This is a genomic window from Pseudarthrobacter sp. Y6 (genome assembly GCF_050156205.1).
In the GTDB taxonomy this organism is placed as follows: Bacteria; Actinomycetota; Actinomycetes; order Actinomycetales; family Micrococcaceae; genus Arthrobacter.
This window is the reverse complement of the sequence record NZ_CP189574.1, coordinates 4,083,490-4,104,713: the sequence shown is the minus strand read 5'-3', so window position 1 is coordinate 4,104,713 and position 21,224 is coordinate 4,083,490. Positions and strand designations below refer to the sequence as shown.

Below are 21,224 nucleotides of genomic sequence, written 5' to 3'. Positions count from 1 at the left end.
GGCCTCGCCGCCCGGTCCAAGCCGGATGATTGAGCAGAATCCTTCACCCGCGCGGCCTGCCATGTTCCAGGACGGCACGGATTTCCTGCAGAACCACGTCCGGGCTGTTCCAAATCTGTTCGGGGGCATAGCTCAGGACTGCATAACCCTGGGTCTGCGCCGTGTTGGACCGGGTCATGTCCTTGCGCCAGGCAGCGCGCGAGCTGTGGAACTGGAAACCGTTGACTTCCACAATGAGCCAGTCCTCGATCAGGATGTCCACGCGCCCGACGCCGGGGATCTGCACTTGCCTGCGGAACTGGAACCCCGCCGATTCGAACAGCAGGCGTGCGCTGACTTCCGGTACCGACTCGGACAGCCCATCTGCTTTCGCCAGCCTCTTCCGGGCTGTTCCGTAGTACTTGGCTGTCAGCTCGGCCTCGAGGATTGCCCGGGTCACCCCGTGTTGCTGCATGGCCGACTGTGCCAAGGCCACGGCGTCGACTTCGTTCAGGCAGGTCAAACCGTGCATAACGGTGTCTTCAAGGCTCGCGATCGGCAGGCGCTGGTGAGGTTCGAAACGGAGGCGGCCGTGCCTGGGTGAATGCCCGCCGCGTCTGTGTTTGCTGGCCAGGTGGAGGCAACCGGGTTTGTCTTTGAGCCACAGCCCGTAGCGGGACGCGCTGGATGCGCAGGTCACCAGCGAATCGTCGACGATGGCTTGCAGGAATTCGGCGTCGGCGCCAGGTAACGCCCAGACGCCCTTCCGGGGTTGGACGGCTCCGGCCGCTGCCAGACTCCGCACGGCGCGCTCGGAATAGCCTTCCCGGCGAAGCGTGCCAACCCTGGCCACGCCGCCCAGGGATTTCAGAAAGTCCAAGGGATCCATGGATCGAGCTAGCCACGATTCTGGCCCCGTTTGGAGAGTCAATTGGTGCCATGTGGATATCCCACGTCGGATTCTGCGCCATCATTCGCGTTGGCCCGGCTTCAGGACGCGGCATTCCGGGCCTTACCGCCCGGTCCAGGCCCGATGATTGAGCAGAATCCGCCGACCCCGCGGGCTGCCACGTCCTTGCCCGTTGCAGCACAATATAAGCATGCGTACATTCGGCGTCGAGGAAGAGCTCCTGATCGTTGATCCGGACACGGGGGAGCCGCTTGCCCTCGCAGATGCGATGCTGTCCGGCCGCCGGCTGGCAGCCGACGACGCCCCGGAACGTCGCTATGTGATGGCAGCCAAGGACAAAACCGCTCACGACGACGGGACGGGCCTGACTGCCGAGCTGAAGCTTGAGCAGATCGAGACCCAGACCCGTCCCTGCCTCGAGTACGCAGAATTGCTGCCGCAGATCCGGGCAGGCCGGCTGCTGGCCGACCAGGCGGCGACCAAAAACGGGGCAAGGGTGGCCGCGCTGGCCACGTCTCCGTTTGGCCTCGCCAGCCACACCACCCCGGACCCCCGCTATGCCCGGATGCTGGAACGCTTCGGCCTGACCGCGCAGGAGCAGCTGACCTGCGGCTTCCACGTCCATACCTACATCGAATCCAACGACGAGGGCGTGGCCGCGCTGGACAGGATCCGGGACAAGCTGGCGGTCCTCACGGCCCTGAGCGCCAACTCGCCGTTCTGGAACGGGATGCACACGGGATTCGAGAGTTACCGCACCCAGGCATGGAACCGCTGGCCCACGTCCGGCCCCTCGGCTATTTTCAGCACCTACTCCGCGTATCGGCGGGTGGTAACGCGCCTGTTGGACAGTGGCGTGCTGTTGGACGAAGGCATGATCTACTTCGACGCCCGCCTGTCCCGGAACCACCCCACGGTTGAGGTCCGGGTGGCCGACGTCTGCCTCCGCGCCGAGGACGCTGCGCTGATCGCGGTGCTGGTGCGGGCCTTGGTCGAATCGGCCAGCCGTGAATGGCGCGACGGCGTGGAGCCGGCCCCGGTGCCCACTGTGCTGCTGCGGATGGCGGCATGGCAGGCGAGCAGCAGTGGCCTGAGCGGTGAGTTGCTAGATTTTGGCACGTTCAGGCCGGCGCCCGCCGTCGACGTCGTGCGGTCCTTTGTGGACTACCTGGCGCCGGTCCTTGCCGAGCAGGACGAACTTTCCCTTGCCCGGCAGGGCGTGGAGGACATCATTGCCCGCGGCACCGGCTCCACCGAACAGCGCAGGGTGCGGGACGCGGTGATGGAAGAATCAGCGCCCGACGACGGCGGGCTGGGGGCCGTGGTTGCCCACGCCGTGGGTGTCACGATGCGCGGCACCTCCGGGTTGCTTGAGGCGGACGAAGCCCCGGAGCTGCTGCGGGTGCGCCAGTCCTGAGTTCCCCTGAACGTTTGCGCGAACTGGCAGGTAATGCCCTGTTTTTCGTGTTTTGGGGTCGTTATCTGCCAGTTGGCGCCAGCTCCAGCGTCAACGCCGGGGAGCGTACGTGTGGTCCTCGGAGGGAGCCAGGGGTTCTTCGTAGCGCATCAGCTGGACACCCACGGCGGTTTCTACCAGGTAGAAAACGAACGGCGGAATATCCTTGGTGCCGGCCAGAATGGCACCGAAGAGGGGAGCGCTGGCGGCTGCCGTGATGCCGGTCCAGGGTTTCAACGGAGTCAGCAGCAGCCCCGCCCCCAAGGCTGCGAGCCCAGCGATATGCAGCCCTGAATACGTAAGGTACGGCCAGTTGGAACCCCGCCGATGGGCGAACCCCTCCAGGTCCGAGGCGCGGTCCGCGAGTGCCACCACGAACAGGGGCGCGCCCGCGAGCAGGGCGGCTGCTGCGCCGGCGGCCAGGGACTTGGCGGGGCCGGAACGGATGGCGTGGGCGAACCGGACGAATCCGACGGGAACGGCCATGGTCCCGGCGGCCGCCAGGAATTGTCCGGCAACCCAGAGGCCTCGGTGGCGCTCCAGCATGGCCAGCCTGGTGGCCGGGTCACGGGTGGCGTGCACGTTCCCCACGAAGGAAATTCCGAGTCCCCAGCAAGCGCCCGCCGCGACGATGACTGCTCCGGCCTTTTGATACGGCTTGTTGCCCTGCAATGGCTGGTTTCCGTTCATGGCTGGCTCCCGGTGCGGCGGATGCGTTGGCCCAGCAACATCGCAGTGGTGACCATGAAGCTACGCCGCACGGCCGCCCAGGTCAACGGCGGTGCTCGAACGGGCAGATACGGCCCTGGTTTTCGCTGTGTGAGGGCCCCAAATGTCCGTTCGCGCCGAGAAGCGACGACGTCACGCACCGATCGCCAGGCGAATACCCAGCGTGAGCATGACCGCAGCGACGAGCCCGTCCAGGATGCGCCATGAGGAGGGTCGCGCAAAGGAGGGCCGGAGGACCCTCGCCCCGAAACCGAGCGCGCTGAACCAGGCAATGCTGGCGGCGATGGCTCCGGCTCCGAACCACCATCGCAAATCCTGCGCCTGCTGGTTGGCCACCGACCCGAGCAGCAGCACGGTGTCCAGGTAGACGTGCGGGTTGAGCCACGTCAGGGCCAGTACTGTGCTGAGGGCGGCGCCGAGGCCGACGGCGGGCTGCCGCCCCGATGCCGTCAATGTCCCCGGACACACCGCCCGGCGCGCCGCCAGGACGCCGTAGGCCACCAGGAAGGCGGCTCCGGCAAACCGGACCACGTCCACGATCACGGGACTCGCCTGGAGCAGCGCCCCCACTCCGGCGATGCCCGCTGCGATGAGCAGCGCATCGGAGAGGCTGCAGACCAGGACGACGGCGGCCACATGCTCACCGCGGATGCCCTGCCGGAGGACAAAGGCGTTTTGGCTGCCGATGGCCACGATGAGGGCGAGGCCCGTGCCGAAGCCCAGCGCACTGGGGCCTAGAAATGCAGTCAGATCCATATCCTCCAACGTACAGTCGGACTTATGATTACTCCAGCTAAATATTCTTAGCTCTATTAAGGAAAGCTAATGAAGATGTTCCAGTTTGAGCAGCTCCGTACCTTCGCTGCAGTCGTTGACGAGGGGACGCTGGAGGCGGCGGCGCGGAGCCTGTACGTCACGCCGTCGGCCATTTCCCAGCGTCTCAAGGCGATGGAGGACGCGGCTGGCCAGATCCTGTTGCAGCGCACCAACCCCGTCCGGCCCACAACAGCCGGGGAAGCCATCCTGCGGTTCGCCAGGCAGGTCCGGCAGCTTGAGTGGGACGCCCAGCAGGAGCTCGGCGAGAGCCGGGACCGGCCGACGGCGCCCATCCCCCTGGTGGTGAACGCGGACTCACTCTCCACCTGGTTCATGCCTGCACTGGCAAGTCTTCCGCCGGACCTCGGCGCTTGCTTTGAACTACGCAGGGAGGATGAGCAGCATTCCACCCAGCTCCTGCGGACGGGATCGGTGATGGCCGCGGTAACCGCAACGCCGGAACCGGTCCAGGGCTGCAGCGTGGAACCGCTGGGTTCCCTGCGGTACCGTGGGGTGGCAAGCCCCGCGTACGTCCTGCGCTGGTGGCCCGACGGGCCGGAACTTGTTGCAGGGACCCAAGCTCCGGTGGTGGACTTTGACCGCAAGGATGACCTGCAGGACGCGTTCTTCCGCACGATCACCGGCGCGGAACTGACCGCGCCGCGGCACTATGTGCCGTCGTCGGCCGAATTCGCCCAGGCTATCCGGCTGGGACTGGGATGGGGGCTGCTCCCGGAGCAACAGTGCCTGCCAGATCTCCGCAGTGGTGCCCTTGTGGAGTTGGCCCCCGGAAGCCCTGTTGACGTGTCCTTGTACTGGCAACGCTGGAAAATCGACTCCCCGGTGCTCAACCAGCTGACCGCCGCGGTCCGGGAGACGGCCTCCCGGCAGCTGCGCCGGCCAGGCGCCTGACCCGGCGATCGCCTGTCCCGTCCATGACAGGGGATGCGTCCGGCAACGCGGCGTGCCATACTTCTCTGCACTTTGCAAGTGCGGACGGATAGCGGGAGCCATGCTCGGCGTCGGCGAGGCTTCCGATGGTCTCGCCGCTCCGGCCATGGCTGGTTAGAGGGATTATTGGCCGTCGCGTGGAAGAATCACTGCGTGGATGCCCCGGACCCCCCGACAGTGAACTGGCCCTCATTCCTCTTCGCGTTTCTTGTCGACTCATTCCTCGTGTGGGTCCCGGCCGTCTCTGTATTCTTTCTCGCTCCCGGACACCAGCTTCCGCTCGCCGCGGGGACCGTACTGGCCACAGTGGCAGCCAACTGGTCGCTCTTTGCCCACGGAACCACCCTCGGAACCCATCTGTGCGGCTTTCGGATCCGGACCCGCAACGGACAGGCACCAGGGCGCACTAACGGGCTGATCCTCTCCTTGTTCACGTTCGCATCAGCGCCGGCAATAGTGCTTCTCTTAGCAATCACCTTCGCTCCAGGCATTGAAGCTTCCGGCCCCTGGGGAAGTCCAGCCAGCTACCCACTGCTCGGGGAGCGGACCAGCAGACGTAGATTTCTTCAAGCCGCAGACAACTGCTGGGAGCGGTGGTCCTGATCCGTCCGTCGCATTACGCGGCCGGGACCCGACACCTCAAACATCAATGCGGCAGGCTAAGTCTCATGTCCATCCGCCACTTCAGACGCAACGCCCGTCCTGATACACCAGACGGTGAAACGGCCGACGGAGAACAGCGTGACGGTCCACTGCCCATTAGGTGTCATCAAAGCCATTCCAGCACCTTGGTTTCGGATCAACTCTGACTGTCTTTGTCCGACTGATATCCCGAGAACCGGGCCCGACTAGTGCTGGATTCTTTCCAAATGTTCGAAAGATTAAGCCCAGCAGCATGGTTTCGATCCAAACGCTTTACTAAGTCCAGAAATCGTGTGAAGCTGCATCAGCATTCCGCTGGGGGGAATGAAAATACGAGCAATCACCATGGCCACGGTTATAGCCATTTCTTCCGAGCCCGTGGCATCCACCGGGGATGAAGTGGCCGTCCGGATCGCCATCCAAGGCGAAGGCGAGGCACGTACCGGGGCACGGACAAGCAGTACTGGCTGAACTCCGCCGGGAACCACGCCGCCAGGACCTCTTCTTCTCGAAGCACCCCGCGGTGCACTGCGCCGGAAGCCACCGGGAGGGCCGCAACCATCCAGGCATCATCGCGCAGCAGCCCCACTCCCAGGTGCGCCAGGGCCCAGCCCACGTACATTGGGTTCCGCGAGAGCGCATAGGGCCCGGCGGTCACCAACGCATCGGGCCGGGCCAATCGTGTGTTCCGGGCAGCTAACCACGCCCCCGTGACTGTTGCGCCACCCGCCGCCAGCGACGCCGCGCCGATGGTCCGTACCAAAAAGTGCGGCCCGCCGAGCCGGAGCGGCATCAGGCGCTGAAGGACCACGCCGGCCGCGATACCCGCGAGGTTCTGCTCCGGCAGCGGGATGTTGGACAGCAGCCGGCCCCAGTCCGGGGGTGAATTCATACGGTCCTCCCAGCGCGAACGTGCAGATAAGCCCCTCAAAACGCCTGGAACAGGGCATTATCTGCCAGTTCGCGACACCAGTCGCGACACCGGTTCGCGACACCCGTTCGCGCCAATCAGAACTAGATGTGCTTGAGGGCCTGCTCCAGGTCACCGATGAGGTCGTCCACGTCCTCCAGGCCCACGGACAGCCGCACCACGCCGTCGCTGAGCCCGATGGCGGCGCGGCCCTCGGGTCCCATGGCGCGGTGCGTGGTGGTGGCCGGATGGGTGATGAGTGACTTCGTGTCGCCCAGGTTGTTGGAGATGTCGATGATCCGCAAGGCGTCCAGCAGCGCAAAAGCGGCGTCCTTGCCGGAGCGGTTGGCCGTCGTCGCAAGTTCCAACGTGAGGACGGTGCCGCCGGCCTTCATCTGCTTGGCGGCGAGCTCGTACTGCGGGTGCGACTTGAGGAGCGGATACTTGACCCAGCTGACAGCCGGCCGCTGTTCGAGCCATTCGGCCAGCCGCAGCGCGGACGCGGAGGAGTGGTTCACGCGCAGGGCCATGGTCTCCAGGCCCTTGGTAAGCACCCAGGCGTTGAAAGCGGAGAGGGCCGGGCCGGTGTGCCGCATGAGCTGCTTGACCGGGCCGTCGATGAACTCCTTGGTGCCCAGGATGGCGCCGCCCAGGACGCGTCCCTGCCCGTCGATGTGTTTTGTGCCGGAGTACACAATCACGTCCGCGCCCAGCTGGCCGCAGCGCTGCAGCAGGGGAGTGGCAAAGACATTGTCGACGACGACAGTGGCCCCGGCGGCGTGCGCCAGCTCGCTGACCGCGGCGATGTCCACGATTTCCTGCATCGGATTGGACGGCGATTCGAAGAACACTGCGGTGGTGGGCTCCGACAGGGCGGCGCGCCACTGCTCGAGGTCCGGGCCGTCAACAAACACGGTTTCCACGCCCCAGCGCGGCAGGATCTCGTTCAGAATCACAAAGCAGGACCCGAACAGAGAACGCGCAGCAACCACCCGGTCCCCGGCCGCCAGCAAGGCACCCAGGGCGGTGAACACAGCTGACATGCCCGACGCCGTCGCAAAGCACGCTTCGGTGCCTTCGAGCAGGCGGAGTCGTTCCTGGAAAGTGGCCACGGACGGGTTGCCGTACCGGGAGTAGACGAAGCGTTCGTCCTCGCCGGTGAAGGCACGCTCGGCGGCGGCAGCGGACTCGTAGACGAAGCCCGAGTTCAGGAAGACCGGCTCAGTGGTCTCCTGGAAGTTGGTGCGGTCCAGCCCGCCGCGGACCGCCTGCGTCTCGGCGCTCCAGCCGGCGGCGTCTTCGTTGAAGGTCACTTGGCGATTCCCAGGTTGGTGGGGAGGCCGCGGTTCTTCCAGCCGTTGACGGTGCGCTCGCCGTAGCGGTCCGGCTCGCCTTCGAAACCCTCCAGGACGTTGTAGCAGGTGAAGCCGGCCTGCGTCGCAGCGATGGCGGCGGCGATGGAGCGCTGGCCCGAGCGGCAGAGGAATACCAGCTCCGCATCGTCGTCCTCCGGTGCCTGCTGTGTCAGGTCGGTGATGAAAGCCGGGTTGGGGATGCCGCCGGGGAACGTCCACGGGATGAACAGGGGATCGTTGTCCGTGGCCTTGGTGTCGGGGATGCCGATGTGGGCCCATTCGCCTTCGGTGCGGACGTCCACCAGGATGGCGCCCTGTTCGAGTTTGGCCCAAGCCTGCTGCGGGGTGAGGTCTCCGGCGTAGCTCACGCGTGGCCCTCGCCGTCGAAGTCGAGGTCTTCCACGGCGGTGGCGACGGCGGCATCCGCGCTGGCGATCGCAGCCGGGAGTATCAGTGCCTGCGCCACAATCACGCCGGTGCCATTGAACGTCGCCGAGGGGCTGCCGTGCAACACGTAGCCCTCAGCCAGGGCGGCAGAAATCCGTTCGCAAAAGGCCCGGTCATCAGGTCCCGTGATGAGCCGGTAGGACAGTTTTTCTTCAGGGGCAGGTGCGTCAGACACGACGGATCTCCTTTTCTCACGCTTGCAGCTCGAATGGGTCGATATGCCGAGTATTCACCTGAGGCACCCCGCCGCGAAAGGGAGGGTTGCCGACCGGCCAGTCAGGGCTTGGCGCCGGTTCTCATTACTCCCCAAAAACGTAGCACCCGCCCCGCCCGGCCGCACGGCCGCCGTCGTCATCTTCCGTAATCAACGCAACTTTCCGTGACCCCACCGTGCTTCCGCAACACCAGCGAACGGCGGGACAATCGGGTCATGGGGAACAGCCGGGGCAAATCACTGACGGGCGCCTGGGCGGCGCGTGCTTTGGCCGTGACGCTGTGCGCCGTGCCGGTGCTGGCGGGAGCGACAAGCTGCCGGAACATCTTCGCGCCACCGCCGTGCATGCCGCCGGAGTTCTCCGTCTCACCGGCCACGGCGAAACCCGGTGAGCAGGTCACCGTCAGCGCACCGGACACCACCTGCGACGCCCGCTACGGCGCGGACGCCCGGATCCAGGTGACGGTCAAGGACGCGGCCGGGACTGCGGTGCTCGAGGAACTGGCGCCCATGTCCGACGACGGCGCCTTCAATGTTGTGTTCACCGTCCCGGCGGCCATGGCGGCCGGGACAGCCGCTGTCACCGCATATCCCTCCGGCGTGGACTGGTGTGACGACACCGGGGTCAACAACCGGGCCGCGCAGGGGCCGCCGGAACTGGTCCGGGTTTCGTGTGCGGAACGCGTGGTGCCGCTGGTGGTGCTTGCTCCCGGAGGTTGATCCGGATCAGGGTGATCTGAACCAACAGGGCGATCTGAACCAAAGGCCGGGACCGATAGAGTTTGGCTGGGGCACCGGTCACCATTACTGAAGCAGCCGTCCTTGGGGGTTTTCACCAGCATGCCAACAGCCACCGCATCCCGGCGCGTGACCAGACCGGCGGCCACAACGCGTCTTCACCCACTGCCGGCCGCGCTCCTGCCGGCCGGGCTCCTGGCGGCACTGCTCCTGGTGCTCACCGTGATGCCTGCGGGTACCGCCCGCGCCGCTGCGCCTGCCCCCGGGGAAGGCAAGCCCCTTCTGGGCGCTGTCCTGGAGTGGGGAGAGGACTCGGCGCAGGGCTTCGCCGAACGGTTGGGGGCTTCGCCCGCGCTGCTGGGCCACGATATCTCCCTCCCGGTCCGGTCCGGCGAGGAACAGGACATCCGGGAATTCCTGGGCCAGGCCGGCGGCCTGGGGTCCCACGCGATGCTCACTGTGCGCCCCGCCGTGGCGTTGGACCAGGTGGATTCCGCCGCCGCCGAAGCCTTCGCAGGTAAAGTCCAGGATTTGGCGGCCCGTTTCCAGGGCACGCTCCTGATCAGGTTCGCTCCGGACATGAACTCAAGCTGGCTGGGATGGGGACAGCAGCCAGCCGCCTACAAGTCGGCGTTCCGGAACGTGGCCGCAGAGTTCAAAGCTGCCGACGACGCCGGCACCGTCATGGTGTGGCAGCCCTACCTGGGGCGGGACTACCCGTTCGACCGCCACCCCAACGCGCCGGCCCCGGGATCTGAAGGCTTTGCTGCGCTGGACACCAACGGTGACGGCAGCTGGAACGGATCTGATGCCGCCTATGCGCCCTACTACCCGGGCGACGACGCCGCGGAATGGGTGGGGCTGACCGCCTATCACGACGACACCGGCGGCAATTCCGCGGTCAACACCCTGCCCGCTGACGGCGAGCTCTCCGCGATGCTGACCCAGTCCGGTAACGAGGACTTCTACGAAGCATACGTCGACCGACAGAACAAGCCGTAGCTCCTCCAGACCTCGGCCTTCTACAGTCCGGCCGCCGGTGGTGTTCCGGAGCGGGACATCAAGACCTCCTGGTGGGACCAGGTGCTTGACACAAGTACTTCCGGACGTTTTGACCGCGTTACCGCCGTCGTCTGGGATGAGCGGACGAGCACGCGGGACACCGGTGTGGCCAGCATCGACTGGAGGCTGACCGGCAACGCAGGGATTGCTGAAGCCGCCAGCAAAGCGCTGGCAGATTCCGCCCTGACCACGGGTCCGGTGACGGCCGTCAGTGCGGGCCAACAGGCCACCCGGGCCAACTCCCTGGCCGGTGCCGCCGCCTGGAGCGTGGCCGCGGCCCTGGTCATTCTCCTGGTTGCCTTGTGGCAGCTACCGCGCCGCGTCAGGGCTGTCGCCCGCTGGGGATATGGCGATCCCTCCAAGCGTGATTCCCGGGTGGATCTCCTGCGGGGGCTGGCCATCGTGTTTGTGGTTGTCAACCACTTGGGCATGACGTCACTGTTCCAGTTGCTCACGCAGGAAGCGGTGGGATTCGTCTCCGGCGCGGAGCTGTTCGTCCTGTTCTCGGGCCTGGTGGTGGGTATGGTTTACGGCCCCCGGGTCAAGGAAGACTTCGGCAAAGTGGTGGACCTGACGTCCCGGCGGGCGGGCAAGCTTTACGTTACGGCGCTGGTGGTGCTCGTTGGTGTTTTCCTGCTGTCCCTGCTGCCCCTCTTGCAAACTGACGCCCTGACGACCTACATCGACCAAGGGACCGGAGGTTCCGGGCACAACGCGGTGGGCCGGACGTATGACCTGTACGCCGGAATGGAATTGCTCCTGCAGTTCCCGGTGCCCGCCCAGATCCTTCCCGCCATCCTGCTTCTGCAGTTCGGCCCGTGGCAGTTCAACGTCATGGGCCTCTATGTGGTGCTGCTGCTTGTCAGCCCCCTGATCCTTGCGGCGCTCAACCGCGGCAAGGCCCTGTGGGTGCTCGCGGCGACGCTGGGCATCTATTCCGTGGGCGCGGCCACACGGTTCCGGCTGTTACCGTCCCAGTTCGAGGACTCCTTCCCGCTGCTGGTGTGGCAGGTCCTTTTTGTCATCGGCCTGGTGGCGGGCTTTCACCGCCACCGGCTCGTCGCCTGGCTCTCAGCCCGCACCTGGGTGGTGGCCGCGTGCACCGTGTTGGCGCTGGCGTTCGCCTTCCTGTCCTGGTGCAACCCCCACTTGGCGAACGGTTTCGACGTCCGCCTGGCCATCATCCCCGACACTGCTTACCGGTCCATCTACGACGCCTTCTTTGCGCGCACGTACCTGGCCCCGGGCCGCCTGCTCAACGTCCTGGTCCTGGTGGTGGCGGCCTACGCGTTCCTCACGGCGTACTGGAAGCCTGCCGAGCGTGCCGTGGGTTGGTTCCTGATTCCGCTGGGCCGGGCCACGCTGTACGTCTTCATCCTCCATGTGGTGCTCATCGCCGTCGTCGGTAACATCCCGGCGCTGCGGCAGGGCGACATGCTCGTTAACACCGCCGCCTACGTCGTGATCCTCGGGCTCCTGTGGGTGATGGTCCGGACACGCTTCTTGTTCAGGATCATCCCCACGTGATCACCCTGTTGAAGTATCGGCAGCACTGTACCGGGCGGTGAGTTCCCTCTTGAGGACCTTGCCACTGGGACCGGTGGGGAATTCGGTGACCAGGGTAATGATCCGTGGGTACTTGTAAGCGGCCAGTTCCGCCGCGGCGAAGTCCTTCAGCTGATCTATGGTTGCGCTGCTGCCCGGATTGAGGACGACGGCGGCCGCCACCTCCTGCCCGTGCGTTACGTCCGGGACGCCATAGACGGCAACGCTCAGCACGGCCTCGTGCCGGCTGAGGACTTCCTCCACCTCGCGCGGGTAGACGTTGTAGCCGTTCCGGATGATCATCTCCTTCTTCCGGTCCAGGATCCGGAGGTAGCCGTCCCCGTCCTTGGTGCCCAGGTCGCCGGTCCGGAACCAGCCGTCCACCACAGCCTCGGCGGTGGCTTCGGGTCGGTTGAGATAGCCCGTGAAGAGGTTGTGCCCCCGGACCACCAGCTCGCCTAACTCGCCCGCGGGCAGCAGTTCGATGGCATCTTGGACGTCAGCCCGGGCGATCTCCACCTGGACTCCCCAAATGGCCTGGCCCACCGTTCCTGGCCGCGGCGCTTTGCCAACATGGTTGAAGGTCGCAACCGGGGACGTCTCGGTCAGGCCGTAGCCTTCGTAAATGTCCGAGCCGAATTCCGCCTTGAACCTGTCCATCACCGCCCCCGGCAGGGACGCGCCGCCCGAGATGCAGTATCGCAGGGCGTTGGACCGGCCGGTATTGGTGCGGGCGGCTTCGAGCATGGCGATGTACATGGTGGGCACGCCGAAGAAGACGTTGATGTTGTGCCGGGCGAGGGCATCCAGGGCTGCGTCCCCGCTGAACTTGGGCAGCATCACGATGGTGGCCCCCGCCCGCAGCCCGGTGTTGAGAACGCACGTCTGGCCGAAGGTGTGGAACATCGGCAGCCCGCCGAAGATGACGTCACCGCGGCGGAGGTCGAACGTGCTGGTCAGCAGCGTATTGGTCTGTTCCACGAGGGCGAAGTGGCTGCCCAAGGCACCCTTGGGCTGCCCGGTGGTCCCGGATGTGTACAGAACCGTGGCCGTCTCGGACGGCCGCAGCGGGAGCCAGGTGCTGATGGGTTCGGCCCCTGCCGCTTCGGTCTCCAGCCGAGCGGCGCCTTGGGTCCCCTCCGGCACCAGGACGGTGACGACGTCGATGCCCGCGGCTGCGGCGCCTTTGGCACCTTCCTCAAGGAGCGGTCCGGCGCAGACGAGCAGTTGCGCGCCGCTGTCGCGCAACATGTACTCGATCTCCCTGCCCTTCAGCAGCGCATGCAATGGCACCACCACGCCGCCCAGCGCGAGGACCGCGTAGTAGACGCGAGCGAAATCAGCCACATTGGGCATCAGCAGGGCCACACGGCTGGCGTGCCCCACTCCACGGTCCCGCAACGCACCGGCGTACGCGCGCGTCTGTTCCCAGAGTTCGCTGTAGGTCACCCGCTCCTCACCCACCACCAGGGCCGCGGAGTCCGGGAAGCGGGCGGCTGATTCAGCCAGGATTGCAGCAACGGAGATGGTCCCGAAACCCTCTTCGGCGGTGGGTGAAGCGTTCATGGTGTCCTATCTGGCTGGTGGAGTTGCTGTGGAGGAGCGGTGGTCAGGCTTTCAGGATCAGGGCGTCGCCCTGGCCGCCGCCGCCGCACAGGGCAACCACGCCTGTCCCGCCGCCGCGCCGCTTCAGGGCGAGTGCCTGGTGCAGGACCAGGCGGGCCCCCGATGCGCCCACCGGGTGGCCCAGGGCGATGGCGCCGCCGTCGGCGTTGATCCTGTCAGAGTTGATCCCCAGGTCCTTGGCGGACTGCAGCACCACCGAGGCGAAAGCTTCGTTGACTTCAATAAGGTCTACGTCGTCAATGGTCAGCCCTTCCAGTTTCAGGGCTCGCTCAATGGCGCGGGACGGCTGGGAATGCAGGGAACCGTCCGGGCCGGCCGTCTGGCCGTGGCTGCCGATCTCCGCGATCCAGCTCAGGCCTGCCGCTTCCGCCGCTGCCTTGCTGGCGACCACCACGGCGGCTGCGCCGTCGGACAGCGGGGAGGCCGAGCCGGCGGTGATGGTGGCGGCCGGGTCCTTGGAGAAGGCGGGCTTCAACGCCGCCAGCGTCTCGACGGTGGTGCCGGCGCGGATGCCCTCGTCGGCATCAATCACGACGGCGGGTCCCCGGCGCTGCGGGACCTCCACCGGAGCGATCTCCTCGGCCAGGATGCCGGCCGCCCGGGCGGCCTCCGCCCGCTGGTGCGAAAGGGCGGCGACGGCGTCCTGCTCCTCGCGGCTAATGCCCAGACGGGAGTTCCCGGCGTCGGTCGCGGAGCCCATCAGTTCGCCTGAGACGGGGTCCTGCAGGCCGTCAAAGTTCAGTGAATCCAGCAGCGGAGCATCGCCGATTGCCACACCGCCGCGAAGCCGGGGCAGCAGGTGCGGGGCGTTGGTCATGGATTCCTGGCCCGCAGCCACAATGAAATCAGCCTCGCCGGCGCGGATCATCCGGGCGGCATCGATCACGGCGGTCAGGCCGGACAGGCACAGTTTGTTGATGGTCACGGTGGGCACATCCCAGCCGATGCCGGCGGCAAGGCTGGCCTGCCGGGCGGGTCCCTGGCCAGCGCCTGCCTGGATGACCTGGCCCACGATGACGGCCTGGATCTGTGCCGGCGCCACCCCGGACCGTTCCAGTGCGTTCCGGATGGCGTGGGCACCCAGTTCGCTGGAGGTGAGCCCGGAGAGGCCGCCGCGGAACTTCCCGAAGGGGGTGCGTGCGCCGCCGAGGATGACGGGGATGTGAGCGTCGTTGCTCATGGGGTGCCTTTCGATTGCGGATTCAAGAGTGCTTGGGGCCAGCTTAGGCGAACCCTGAGCCCCGGCGAGGTGCCCCAAGCGCTGTGGATTCGGCTGCGATCGCTTCAGCTGTGGAGGCCCAGTTCTGACCGGGCATGGTCCGTGGCGAAGCGGACCGCCGCAGATCCGGCGGATCCGGACTCCTGGACGAGCGAAGCGGGGGCTTCGCTGTCCATAAGGTCTCCCGGGCTACTCGAAGGAAGCACGACGGCGGTCCGACAACCGGGTGTTCCAGACGTCCGGTTTGGTGACCTGGAAGTGGCGGCCGGTCAGTGCAAGTGGGGTTAGCCGGATGTAGTAGTCCTTGGGTCCAGGCTGCCAGGGCTCCAGATGCAGGGCGTCGACGGCGTCCTTGTCAGCCTGGGCCTCGATCACTTCGGTTTCTCCGCGCACCACCACACTCCAGGCCGCCTCGGTGCGGGGATCGTATCCATCGATCTCCATCGCCGCGGGACGGTCCGCCTGGGCGCCCCACAGTTTGGAGCCGCCGGCGCTGCGGAAGACGATGCTCCTGCGGTCCAGGACGTAGTTGACCGGAAAGATCTCCGGATGGCCGTCCACTACAAGGGCCAGGCGCCCCAGGGTGTCGTCGGCCAGCAATTCCCAGCATTCGTCAAACGTCAATTTGTTGGTCGGCTGCGCGTGAGAGTTCATGCACCAAACCATACGGATCTCGGCCGCGGACCAACAGGGTAGTGACACACCGCAATCCCAGGCCCGGGCCTGGGTAGTTCAACTTAGGGCAGCCTAACATGCTCCCTGAGGGCGTCCAGGATCGGAAGCTGGCCCTTGACAAGCTTGCCGCGGGCATCGGTTTCCGTCACCCAGCGGGCATCGTCCACCTCGGGAAAGTCCTGGATGATGCCGGATCCTTTGGGCCACTCCAGCGGAAACGTGTTGCTCACAATCCGTTCGGGCTGGAAATCGGACTCCGCTGCGAACACAGTGATGATCTTTCCAGATGGTTGCCTGAAGACACCCAACTCGAAGTAGTCAACGGCTGGCGGCGGCGTGCCGATCTCTTCGGCAAACTCGCGCCGGGCGGCCAGCAGGGGTTCCTCGTCGGGAAGGTACTCGCCCTTGGGAACCGACCAGGACTGGGTCTGTTTGCGCGCCCAGAACGGTCCGCCCATGTGCGCTATCCACACTTCCAGCACCCCTGCTCCCCGCCGGTACAGCAGGATCCCTGCACTGCGAACCACCATGGCGTAAGGCCTCCCTGCTGAATCCCGGAGAACTACTGAATCCCGGCAAGCAATGCGTTGAGTTCGGCCGTCAGCTGCTTCTGCACGGCAGGCGTCCCGACTTCCTTCCCGTCGATGTGGTTCACCGGCGCGAGCTGCCTGATGCTGGAAATCAGCCACACGGCGTCGGCGTCCAGCAGGTCCTGCGGTTCCAGCGGCCCATAGCCGAGCTCCCAGCCGGCTGCCTTGGCCGCCGCGAACAGGGCACCCTGGGAGGTCCCTGGGAGAATCCCGCTGTCCAGCTGCGGGGTGATGAGCCGGCGCACCGCGCGGGTGGCGCCGGCGCCGTCGTCGGAGGTTTCCAGGTGTGCCAGCAGCACAGTGGACGTGGGGCCTTCCAGGACCCGGCCGTCTGAGGATGTGAAGATGACGTCGTCGGCGCCCTGTTTGTGGGCGTACCGCAGGGCGGCCATGTTCGTGGCATAGGACAGGGTCTTGGCGCCGAGCAGCAGCCAGGGGGCACGCTCAGCCACGTCGCTGTCGTAGCCGCGGTCCAGGAGGATGACATCGATCCCTGTTTCGCGCTGGCGGCGGCCGAGGGCGCCTACCAAGGAGACCTGAAGCCAGCACGTGGGGGACTGTGCGCCTTCCGGGCCGCGGGTGACCACGAGTTTCACCACCAGCTCGTCCTCGGCGGGCGACGGAGCGGGATGCTCGTTACGGTGCTCCGCGACGCCCGTGGCGATGGCCGCCCGCCACGCATCCTGCGCCGGGATCACCAAGTCAAGGGCCTGGGCCGACCCGACCAGCCGGTCCAGATGCGCCTGCTGTTTCCGGACCGCGCCGCGCACCGCGAGCATGGACTCGAACACGCCGTCGCCACGCGTGGCGCCCTGGTCCGTGGCCATCAGCTGGGGCCGCGAAGCGTCGGCCAGCCGGCCGGCCGGGAACGCGGGGTCAAGGAAAACGAGCACCACGGGCGCAGGAGAAGTCATGGCTCCAGCTTAGTAGGGCCAGCCGCGGCTAAGCTGTGGTCATTGCCCCGCCGGAACCCGTCCGCCGGTGCGCACAACCCGGGGGTTATTCCAGTGCTGTGGCCAATTTCGCTTGCCGGTACCGCGCCGACGTGGGTGGTGGTGGTGCTCAGCATTGCGGACCTGGTGATCCGGGTCCTGGCCGTGGGCATCATCCCCGGCAACCGGCGGCCCACCACTGCCATGGCCTGGCTGCTGGGCATCTTCTTCATCCCGTTCCTGGGCCTTGTGCTCTTCCTGTTGTTCGGCAACTTCAAGCTCTCGAGCCGCCGACGCCAGCAACAGGAGCAGGTCAATGACAGGGTGCGGTCCGGCATCTCGGCGCTCGCCGACGTCGTCAGTGAATACGCAGGACCCGAATGGGTGAAGTCCGCCGGCGAATTGAACCGACGGCTCGGCTCCCTCCCCATGGTGGACGGCAATTCAGTGGACCTCATTCCCGGCTACCCGGACTCGATCTTGGCCATGACCGAGGCCGTGCGCAAGGCCAAGAACTTCGTCAACGCCGAGTTCTACATCATGAGCACGGACCACATCACCAATGATCTGCTGACCGCCCTCGAGGAGGCGGCCGAGCGCGGCGTGGAAGTCAGGGTGCTGTTCGACCACATCGGCACGCTCCGGGTCAAGGGTTACCGCAACTTCCTCAAACGCCTGCGGGCCGGGAAGATCCAGTGGAAGCGCATGCTCCCGCTGTTGCCGACCCACGGCCAGTGGCGACGCCCGGACCTCCGCAACCACCGCAAGATCATGGTGATCGACGGCGAACTCGCCTTTACGGGCTCGCAGAACCTGATCGAGCCTTCCTACAACAACCCCAAACACCGCAAGGCGGGCCGCGAGTGGGTGGAGCTGATGGCCTGCCTGCGCGGACCGATCGTCACTACGCTCAACGTTGTGTTCGCCACGGACTGGCTGAGCGAAACCGACGAGTCCCTGGAACACCAGCTGCAGCTCCCGGCCAACCCTGAACCGGGCAACGTCACGGCCCAGGTGGTGCCCAGCGGCCCCGGGTTCATCACGGAAAACAACCTGCGCCTCTTCAATACCCTGATTTACTCCGCGCAGCACCGGATTTCCATCTGCAGCCCGTATTTCGTGCCCGATGATTCCCTGCTCTACGCCATCACCACAGCGGCCCAGCGGGGCGTGGACGTGGAGCTGTTCGTCTCCAAAAAGGGCGATCAGTTCCTGGTCCACCACGCCCAGCGCTCCTATTACGAGGCGCTGCTGGAGGCCGGCGTCCGGATCTACCTCTACAAAGCGCCCTTTGTGCTCCACGCCAAGCACTTCACCATCGACGACGAAGTGGCCGTCCTGGGCTCCAGCAACATGGACATGCGCTCCTTCTCGCTGAACATGGAGGTCTCGGTGATGCTGCTGGGCGCCGAAATCGTGAACAACATGCGCGCGGTCGAAGACACGTACCGCGACATTTCCAACGAACTCATGCTTGAGGACTGGCTGCAGCGCCCCCTCGCGGCCCGGTACATCGACAACGTGGCCCGGCTGACAGCTACTGTCCAGTAGCTCTTGGAGTTTTTGCCCAGATAATGCCGCTTTTGAGGCGTTTATCCTGCAGTATCTGGACAAAAACTCCGGGGGCGGGGGGCAATCGGGGTCAGGTCGGAGGGTCAGGCGGTGGGGAACTCCGCGCCCAGCGCGGAAAGCACACCGTGCGCCTTCACACGGATTTCGTCGTACTCCTCGTCAGGTACCGAGTCGGCAGTGATGGCGCCGCCGACGCCGAGGGTGAGTTCCGCCGTCGCCGCTTGTTCGCTGCCGCCACCCGCCTCCGCCGTGGTTACCAGGGTGCGGATCGCTACCGCCAGGTCCGTGGCCCCGTTGAGGGAAAAGTAGCCGATCGCGCCGGAATACAGGCCGCGCGGGCCTTCCTCCAGCCGGTCCAGGATTGCCATGGTGCTGATTTTCGGGGCGCCGGTCATGGAACCGGCCGGGAAGCATACAGCCACTGCCTCGGCCCGCGGCGAGCCGGGCAGGAGCCGCGCGTCGATCGTGCTGACCATCTGGTGCACCGTGGCGTAGCTTTCTATCTCACACAGCCTGCTGACCGTCACCGATCCGGGCTCCGCGAAGTGGCTGAGGTCGTTCCGCAGCAGGTCCACAATCATGATGTTTTCCGCACGGTCCTTCAGCGACGTCGCCAGTTCCTCCCGCAGTTGCATGTCACGCTCCGGATCAGCACCCCGGCGGCGGGTGCCCTTGATCGGTTCGGCGCGCATACCGCCGTCGGACGTTATCCTCAGGAACCGCTCCGGCGACGTGCTGGCCACCGTCAGCCCGCCAAACCGCAGGTAGCTGGCGAACGGCGCGGGATTCTTCCGCCGCAGCGCGAGGTACGTGGGCCAGGGGGCCGCCGCAGCAGCAGGCAGACGGGCCGTGAGCGTGGTGGTCAGGCACACCTCGTACGAGTTCCCTTCACGGATTTCGTGCTGGGCGGCAGCGATTTTGGCCAGGTAGGACGGCTCCGTGTCGCGGCTGCTGAACGCGGGCCCCACGGGACGTACGACGCCGTTGCTGCCGCCGGCGTGCGTGGTTGCCGCACCGAAGGTTTGTGAGCCGAAGCTTGGCGTGCTGTGGGTTGCCGCGGTGACGGCGGCGCGGGCGTCGGTCAGCCATCTGTCTGCGTCGGGCGCTTCCAGGGCAAGGAGCCAGGCCGTTCCTTCAACGTGGTCCAAAACGACGGCCCGGCCCGCGAAGATCAGGGCCGCGTCGGGAGTCGGCGCCGCCACGTCCGTTCCGCCGGTTTCGCGCTTCAGCTCATAGCCCAGGCAGCCCAGCCAGCCCAAGGTGAAGTCGGCCGGATAGCCGTCCGGTGTGCGGACCGCCCTGCGTCCCCAGACTGTGTCCAGCCAGCGGAAAAACGGTCCCGGCACGCGCGCCGTGGCGGAGCCTGCCGTGATGACGCTTTCGCCGGATCGGTGCGTGACCGCCTGGCCGTAGGTCCCGCCGTCGTCCGCGAGGATGCTGAAGCGGCTGCGCTCGGTGGCGGGGGACTGTTTCGGTGGCGGCCCGGCGGGTGTCGGCTCCCGAGGTGGCCCGTCGAGTGCGCCGGCGGACGCGTTGGAGGAGTCTGAGTTGGCGATGTCCGCGTTGGAGGAGTCCAGCCAGACGGCGTTCGCAGAGCCGCCGTAAAGGTTCTCGAAGAGGCTGGCGGCGTCCGGCCTGACGCCCAGCCGTTCTGCGCGTAGCCTGAGGCCGCGGCGGGCGGCAAGCTCGGGAACAAGCGCCGGTCCGAGAGCGGGCAGGTACGCGAGGGCCTGCAGCACGTCCGCGGTCGCGGAACCGTCGGCATTGTTGAGAACACGGATATCGGCTTCGTGGGGGACATCGTCGGCGGCGAGCCACGCGTCTTCCTGCTCAGCCCACTGGTCCCAAAACGGTTCATAGGTGCCGCCGTCGCGGTCCAAGGCCCGCTTCCGGCGGATGTCGTCTGGCGAGTCGGCCCAGATGACAGCGCTGAGCAGGGGCCTGGCGTCGGCGGCGGCCGCCCCCACTCCCTCTATGATCACGATCTCGGCGGGCAGCGTGACCCGGGTGTCGCCGTCGTAATGCCTGTCCCAGTCCCAGCTGGTCCAGGTGGCGGGCTCGGCGCGGCTCAACGGCGTGAGCACAGTGGAAACGTAGCGCTCGATGCCCGCGGTGAGGCCGTTCCAGCCCGGGTAGATGTCCTCAAGGTGGAAGAGCGCGACTTTGTGATGGTTTCGTAGCTGCGCGGCGACTTCGATGGCCAGAGTGGTCTTGCCTGCGCCGGATCGCCCGTCAATGGCAATGATCACAGGTGCGGGGGTCATGAAATAGAGCGTACCTGCTGACGCATCAGCTGCTGTCGCGGCGCCGCCTGGTCGAGGACCGTGCGGACATGCGCGACGATGCCTGGCACAGCGCCGCGGATCTGCTCCCAGGCGGCGTCAAAATCGGTATGGCCTCCGTACCAGGGATCCTCGATGCCCTGGTCCAGCAGGTCGCTGCCTGCACCAGCGCGGTCGAAGCTGCGGAGCATACGGGCCTTTTTCATGGAGGCCGCGTCCGGCGCGGCGTCGCGCAGCCAGGCGTAGTGGTCAACGTCCAGGGCCAGGATGAGATCGCGCTCGCGGAACCACGCGGCCTGCCAGACGCGGGCAACATGGTGCTCTGAGCTCAGGTGCGTTGCCGCAAGCCGGCGGGCGGCGCGCGGATCGAGGGGTCGTCCTGCCTCATAGCTGGTAGTTCCCGCCGAGCCCACTGTCAAATCAGAGCCCAGGCCTTCGGCTTGGAAGGCCGCAGCCAGCATCATCTCTGCCATCGGTGACCGATACATGTTTCCCGTGCACACAGTGATGATCCGGTATGGGCTCGACGATGAGTTCATGCGGCGAAGCATGCGCGATCGGCGGCATTATTGGC

General features: G+C 66.3%; 20 protein-coding genes and 1 riboswitch. Of the genes, 6 read left to right on the top strand and 14 right to left on the bottom strand.

Annotated elements, in window-relative coordinates:
* Positions 1-43 precede the first annotated feature (43 nt).
* Complete coding sequence (locus ACQCSW_RS19850; RefSeq protein ID WP_426988674.1) at positions 44-859, bottom strand: endonuclease domain-containing protein; 816 nt, start codon at positions 857-859, stop codon at positions 44-46.
* Positions 860-1,079: 220 nt separating this feature from the next.
* On the opposite strand from ACQCSW_RS19850, the gene ACQCSW_RS19845 reads away from it, so the two are divergent.
* The gene (locus tag ACQCSW_RS19845) at positions 1,080-2,306 is read left to right on the top strand and encodes a glutamate--cysteine ligase 2 (RefSeq protein ID WP_426988672.1); all 1,227 of its coding nucleotides are present in this window, start codon (positions 1,080-1,082) and stop codon (positions 2,304-2,306) included.
* Between the two features lie 90 nt (positions 2,307-2,396).
* Here the strand turns inward: ACQCSW_RS19845 and ACQCSW_RS19840 are convergent, their stop codons facing one another.
* Together ACQCSW_RS19840 and ACQCSW_RS19835 are read right to left on the bottom strand one after the other, a co-directional pair.
* On the bottom strand, positions 2,397-3,035 hold the full coding sequence (locus ACQCSW_RS19840) for a hypothetical protein (RefSeq protein ID WP_426988670.1): 639 nt from the start codon (positions 3,033-3,035) through the stop codon (positions 2,397-2,399).
* A 171-nt stretch (positions 3,036-3,206) separates the two neighbouring features.
* The gene (locus tag ACQCSW_RS19835) at positions 3,207-3,830 is read right to left on the bottom strand and encodes a LysE/ArgO family amino acid transporter (protein ID WP_426988668.1); all 624 of its coding nucleotides are present in this window, start codon (positions 3,828-3,830) and stop codon (positions 3,207-3,209) included.
* A 69-nt stretch (positions 3,831-3,899) separates the two neighbouring features.
* On the opposite strand from ACQCSW_RS19835, the gene ACQCSW_RS19830 reads away from it, so the two are divergent.
* The gene (locus tag ACQCSW_RS19830) at positions 3,900-4,802 is read left to right on the top strand and encodes a LysR family transcriptional regulator ArgP (protein ID WP_426988666.1); all 903 of its coding nucleotides are present in this window, start codon (positions 3,900-3,902) and stop codon (positions 4,800-4,802) included.
* Between the two features lie 1,036 nt (positions 4,803-5,838).
* On the opposite strand, the gene ACQCSW_RS19825 is transcribed toward ACQCSW_RS19830, so the two are convergent.
* The 4 genes from ACQCSW_RS19825 to ACQCSW_RS19810 form a co-directional block, all read right to left on the bottom strand.
* Positions 5,839-6,375, bottom strand: a complete 537-nt coding sequence (locus ACQCSW_RS19825) for a methyltransferase family protein (protein ID WP_426988664.1) — start codon at positions 6,373-6,375, stop codon at positions 5,839-5,841.
* Between the two features lie 122 nt (positions 6,376-6,497).
* The gene (locus tag ACQCSW_RS19820) at positions 6,498-7,706 is read right to left on the bottom strand and encodes an O-succinylhomoserine sulfhydrylase (protein ID WP_426988662.1); all 1,209 of its coding nucleotides are present in this window, start codon (positions 7,704-7,706) and stop codon (positions 6,498-6,500) included.
* Positions 7,703-8,116, bottom strand: a complete 414-nt coding sequence (locus ACQCSW_RS19815) for a rhodanese-like domain-containing protein (RefSeq protein ID WP_426988660.1) — start codon at positions 8,114-8,116, stop codon at positions 7,703-7,705. Before ACQCSW_RS19815 ends, ACQCSW_RS19820 begins: the two co-directional genes overlap by 4 nt.
* On the bottom strand, positions 8,113-8,370 hold the full coding sequence (locus ACQCSW_RS19810) for a DUF1737 domain-containing protein (protein ID WP_111908166.1): 258 nt from the start codon (positions 8,368-8,370) through the stop codon (positions 8,113-8,115). The genes ACQCSW_RS19815 and ACQCSW_RS19810 overlap by 4 nt, the downstream gene beginning before the upstream one ends.
* Positions 8,371-8,383: 13 nt before the next feature.
* Positions 8,384-8,499, bottom strand: a riboswitch (SAM riboswitch).
* A 126-nt stretch (positions 8,500-8,625) separates the two neighbouring features.
* Here ACQCSW_RS19810 and ACQCSW_RS19805 point away from each other — a divergent pair.
* From ACQCSW_RS19805 to ACQCSW_RS19795, 3 genes are all read left to right on the top strand, one after another.
* The gene (locus ACQCSW_RS19805) at positions 8,626-9,129 is read left to right on the top strand and encodes a hypothetical protein (protein ID WP_426988658.1); all 504 of its coding nucleotides are present in this window, start codon (positions 8,626-8,628) and stop codon (positions 9,127-9,129) included.
* A 120-nt stretch (positions 9,130-9,249) separates the two neighbouring features.
* A complete protein-coding gene (locus ACQCSW_RS19800; RefSeq protein ID WP_426988656.1) occupies positions 9,250-10,149 on the top strand; it encodes a hypothetical protein in 900 nt (299 codons plus the stop codon).
* A gap of 81 nt (positions 10,150-10,230) precedes the next feature.
* A complete protein-coding gene (locus tag ACQCSW_RS19795; protein ID WP_426988654.1) occupies positions 10,231-11,736 on the top strand; it encodes an OpgC family protein in 1,506 nt (501 codons plus the stop codon).
* Here ACQCSW_RS19795 and ACQCSW_RS19790 read toward each other — a convergent pair whose 3' ends face one another.
* The 5 genes from ACQCSW_RS19790 to ACQCSW_RS19770 all read right to left on the bottom strand — a co-directional run bounded on the left by ACQCSW_RS19790 (position 11,737) and on the right by ACQCSW_RS19770 (position 16,778).
* Positions 11,737-13,320, bottom strand: a complete 1,584-nt coding sequence (locus ACQCSW_RS19790; protein ID WP_426988652.1) for a long-chain-fatty-acid--CoA ligase — start codon at positions 13,318-13,320, stop codon at positions 11,737-11,739. It lies immediately after the preceding gene.
* Positions 13,321-13,363: 43 nt separating this feature from the next.
* Positions 13,364-14,560, bottom strand: coding sequence for an acetyl-CoA C-acetyltransferase (locus ACQCSW_RS19785; RefSeq protein ID WP_426988650.1), 1,197 nt, complete (start codon positions 14,558-14,560; stop codon positions 13,364-13,366).
* A 228-nt stretch (positions 14,561-14,788) separates the two neighbouring features.
* Positions 14,789-15,253 (bottom strand): pyridoxamine 5'-phosphate oxidase family protein, encoded by a 465-nt coding sequence (locus ACQCSW_RS19780; RefSeq protein ID WP_426988648.1) that lies wholly within the window; start codon positions 15,251-15,253, stop codon positions 14,789-14,791.
* An 83-nt stretch (positions 15,254-15,336) separates the two neighbouring features.
* The gene (locus ACQCSW_RS19775; protein ID WP_426988646.1) at positions 15,337-15,804 is read right to left on the bottom strand and encodes an NUDIX domain-containing protein; all 468 of its coding nucleotides are present in this window, start codon (positions 15,802-15,804) and stop codon (positions 15,337-15,339) included.
* Positions 15,805-15,836: 32 nt separating this feature from the next.
* Positions 15,837-16,778, bottom strand: a complete 942-nt coding sequence (locus ACQCSW_RS19770) for an aminodeoxychorismate lyase (RefSeq protein WP_426988644.1) — start codon at positions 16,776-16,778, stop codon at positions 15,837-15,839.
* 96 nt (positions 16,779-16,874) lie between these two features.
* Here ACQCSW_RS19770 and cls point away from each other — a divergent pair, with 96 nt between their 5' ends.
* Complete coding sequence (gene cls, locus ACQCSW_RS19765) at positions 16,875-18,347, top strand: cardiolipin synthase (protein WP_426990741.1); 1,473 nt, start codon at positions 16,875-16,877, stop codon at positions 18,345-18,347.
* A 104-nt stretch (positions 18,348-18,451) separates the two neighbouring features.
* On the opposite strand, the gene ACQCSW_RS19760 is transcribed toward cls, so the two are convergent.
* Both ACQCSW_RS19760 and ACQCSW_RS19755 read right to left on the bottom strand, forming a co-directional pair.
* Entirely contained in the window at positions 18,452-20,632 is a 2,181-nt protein-coding gene (locus tag ACQCSW_RS19760; RefSeq protein WP_426988642.1) for a chorismate-binding protein, read from the bottom strand.
* Entirely contained in the window at positions 20,629-21,189 is a 561-nt protein-coding gene (locus ACQCSW_RS19755; RefSeq protein ID WP_426988640.1) for a low molecular weight protein-tyrosine-phosphatase, read from the bottom strand. The genes ACQCSW_RS19760 and ACQCSW_RS19755 overlap by 4 nt, the downstream gene beginning before the upstream one ends.
* Between the last annotated feature and the right edge of the window lie 35 nt (positions 21,190-21,224).